Here is a 3,501-nt window from a genome sequence, read left to right as displayed (position 1 = left end):
AGAGTTTGAGATTGATCATGGTGGCGTCACCGTGAGACAACCGAGAACGCCCAGGTCGGACAAGATCGACATGTCACGAGCGACGAGACCCTACAGCTTTGTAGGGTCCCGATTTCGGTGGCCCTTTCCCGAAGATCTTGGCCCCTGGATGGCCCCGGGCCGTCCGACTGGGATTGATCTTTCCGACTTGGTCGATGGGCCGTTTGAGTCAGATCTGGCGACTGACCGCTGACTGGTGAACCGCGGCGTGGCCGAGTGGACTAGCTCTGAAGGTGTCCGGCGGCTCACCGGCGGTTAGGGAGCACCATGGCGGCTGCTTTAAACGACCTTCCGCTGTCGGTACGCGTCCGACTGCCCGGCCAAGCCGAGGAAATCGTATCGCCCTGGTCCGAGATCAGCGCCGGAACCTTGGGTACGGCCGCGCCATGGCGGACCTTTCGCTTCTAACAGGGGCAATCCACTACCCGGGCAGCTTCTGGTCGGTGACCGTGGGCGATCTCGTGCTCTTCGAATCGCGGCCGAAACTTTCTCGGCTGCTACAGTCGGCCGTGTAGGGTCGAAACTGAATTCATTTTTCCGTCGACCGCTTCATCTCCGTTTCATTTATGAGGCGGAGATGAGACGGGTCGCTTGGATCGTTGTTGCTTGCCGACACGGCGAGGTAGATCAGTTCCTATGTGTCAGACCCGTGGCAGGACGCCCTCGCCAATAGCTATCCACGTTCGTCGCAATAGCGGCGGACCGCCGAGCGGGTTGCTGGAGAAATGACTTACCGCGTAGTGGTGGGTTTGCTGCCTGCGGTTCGGGTGAATCGGCGGCGGAGCGCCTGCCAGGGTCGCATGTCCGACAGGGGACGCCGGAGGGTTGCGGTGATCGTGATGGAGACGCCGTCCACGTGCGTGGTCACCTGAGCCGAATTGTAGCCCGAGGTGTGGAGGTTGTGATACACGTCGCTGGGCTCGTAGTGGATCGGGGTTCCTAGGAATTCGGCCCATTGGATGAGCTCGGCCCGTGCCTGACTTCGACGCCTAAAGGTGTCGATTTTTACATCGAGTTGCGGCTCGTGATTTTCGGGAGGGTCAATCCGCCAGCAGACGGGCGGGAGGTCTGCCGACAGCAGGCCGATCATCACGGTCAGCGCTTGGAGCTGGGCGGTGACGGCAGGATCCCGCAAACGAGCCCGACGGGCCTGGCGGGCTTGACGGGACTTCAGCTTCGGCACGGTTGTGTTCTTGGCGGTGCCTTCACGCGCCGCGCCCCAAAGCGACACCTGCACGCCGTGGTAGACCCCTTGGATACGGTAATCTTCGAAGTCGGATTTAAAGCGGGTTGCACCAGGGTCGGCCAATTCGGTGCCTACGCCGACCCAGCGCCATTGCGGGGGGATGACCTTTAGCTGCATCCCCAAGCGCTCGGCGCAATGCGTCATCTTGATGTAGTCCTCGCTGTTGCGGAATTTGTAGCCCAGAGAACCGTAAACGTAGCAGGGTACGTCCGTGGCAATAAGCCACTCCATTGCGGGAATCCTAGTCCTGATGATCTTGATCAGCGCCTCGGCCGCGCGCGACTGCCCGTCCAGGATCCCCGCTCTGTCCATGATGAGGAGTGTCACCGACGTTAACCCACAGAACAAGATGGAACCACTCACCTGGAGCATGGCCGGCGCCGCGATCGGGCCCAGCCCTCGGATTCGTCGACCGCCGCACCGGCGACCACCGCCAGGCGCTCGACGACTACCACAACTCGAGCGGCGGTGGGCTGGACATCCGGTGACCCGACCGGCATCGGGCGAGGAAATGCCACAAATTTGAGACTGATCATGGGTGACAAGCCCGTGAAACAGCCAAGAACGTCGAGGTCACGCAAGAGCGACATGTCGCGCGCGGTGAGACTCTACGTGTGCCACGAACGTGGCAGGGAGTTCTGTTGTAGGTAGAGCTTCTTGACAGGATGCTATGCAGGAGATGAAGGTCTGGCCCTTCGGAGCCGCTCTGCGGTGGAAGGCTTCAAACCACCACATGCTGCGTTGGCTGACGACCGTCGTGGTGAGCGATGTGGAAAAGGCGCACAGGATGCGTCAGGTGGGGACGGGGAAGACGGTGCGCAGTTCCCGGCTGGGGATCGCTGTTGACGTGTCGATACTCACACAGTGGCATCAAAACCGGGTCGCAGTAGGGACGCCCGGGATGAGCCTGGCGGGGGACCGCAGACTGGCCAGGCGGTGTCCGGCAGGTAGGCGACGTGAGCCCGGTCTGCTGCTTCTGCATGGAACGTGGGAATGCACGTCCAGACACGGCTGTCCACTGTGGAGCGGATGGCGAGAGGGAGCCTGCCGAGCGGCTGAACGCAAGGCAGTGAGTACCGTCGCGGGACGTGCCGGCGGACCGGCTCGTAGTAGCGATGAAGCCCTGCTGGGCGCGGTGGGGGTGGAGCGAAGGGTCGGGTCATCCGTGGTGTGTTCGTTCGATCAACCGGGAGCCTGCTTCCGGGAGGAGTCGCGTGGACAAGCTGAAGCCATCAGGAAAGCCGTTTGCTAGCTCGAAGTGGGAGGTATGGGAGGCGTACCGGCAGGTGCGAGCCAACCAGGGCGCGCCGGGTGTGGATGGGGTGGCCCTCGACGAGTTCGAGAAGGATCTGAAGGGCAACCTCTACAAGGTCTGGAATCGAATGTCGTCGGGTAGCTACTTTCCGCCTCCGGTGATGGCGGTGGAGATACCGAAACCGCATGGCGGTGGGACCGGAACCCTTGGTGTGCCTACGATCGCGGACAGGATCGCGCAGACGGTGGTGGCGCGGAGGCTGGAGGCGAAGGTCGAACCGATCTTCCATCCGGACTCCTACGGCTACCGTCCGGGGCGATCGGCCTTGGACACGGTGCGGGCGTGCCGGGACCGGTGCTGGAAGACCGACTGGGTGATCGACTTGGACATCCAGAAGTTCTTCGACAGCGTCGATCACGAGCTCATGGTCAAGGCGGTGGAGGCCCACGCCGATGCCCCGTGGGTGGTGCTGTACGTCAAGCGGTGGCTGACCGCCCCGCTGCAGCTCGCCGACGGGACACTGCAACAGCGAGGCCGAGGCACCCCGCAAGGGTCGGCGGTCTCGCCGGTGCTGGCGAAGCTGTTCATGCACTACGCGTTCGACATGTGGCTGGCTCGGGAGTATCCGATCATCCGGTTCGGGCGCTATGCCGACGACGCGGTCGTGCACTGCGTCACCGAACTCCAAGCCAGACACCTGGTGCAGGCGATCGGGAACAGGATGGAACAGGTCGGGCTGCGGCTGCATCCCGACAAGACGAAGATCGTGTACTGCCAGGACGCGAAGCGACGAAGCATCTTTGAGCGCACCGCGTTCACGTTCCTGGGGTTCACCTTTCGCGCGCGTACCGCGAAGTCGAAGCACGGAGCCTTTTTCATCCTGCGGCGAGCTTCCGGTCCTGGAGGACGTGGATGGCCTTGGCCGGTCGGCCGGCGCGGTGCGGGCTGCACCGCAGCTTCC

At 62.9% G+C, this 3,501-nt stretch carries 2 protein-coding genes; one reads left to right on the top strand and one right to left on the bottom strand.

Going from position 1 to position 3,501, the window contains the following annotated elements; translation table 11 throughout:
* Positions 1 to 769: 769 nt before the first annotated feature.
* Positions 770 to 1,597, bottom strand: coding sequence for a hypothetical protein (locus tag BCF44_RS54565; RefSeq protein ID WP_147329106.1), 828 nt, complete (start codon positions 1,595 to 1,597; stop codon positions 770 to 772).
* A 902-nt stretch (positions 1,598 to 2,499) separates the two neighbouring features.
* On the opposite strand from BCF44_RS54565, the gene ltrA reads away from it, so the two are divergent.
* On the top strand, positions 2,500 to 3,501 hold a 1,002-nt coding region (gene ltrA / locus BCF44_RS54560; protein WP_246016348.1), incomplete at its 3' end, for a group II intron reverse transcriptase/maturase.

Origin of the sequence: Kutzneria buriramensis (assembly GCF_003387475.1) — a bacterium.
GTDB classification, from domain to species: domain Bacteria; phylum Actinomycetota; class Actinomycetes; order Mycobacteriales; family Pseudonocardiaceae; genus Kutzneria; species Kutzneria buriramensis.
The sequence above is the reverse complement of the archived record's forward strand: the minus strand, read 5'-3'. Positions and strand labels throughout refer to the sequence as shown.

What these genes read in the sequence shown, in the direction of transcription:
- BCF44_RS54565 (WP_147329106.1), bottom strand. Translation starts at nt 1,597, where the DNA reads ATGGACAGAGCGGGGATCCTGGACGGGCAGTCGCGCGCGGCCGAGGCG.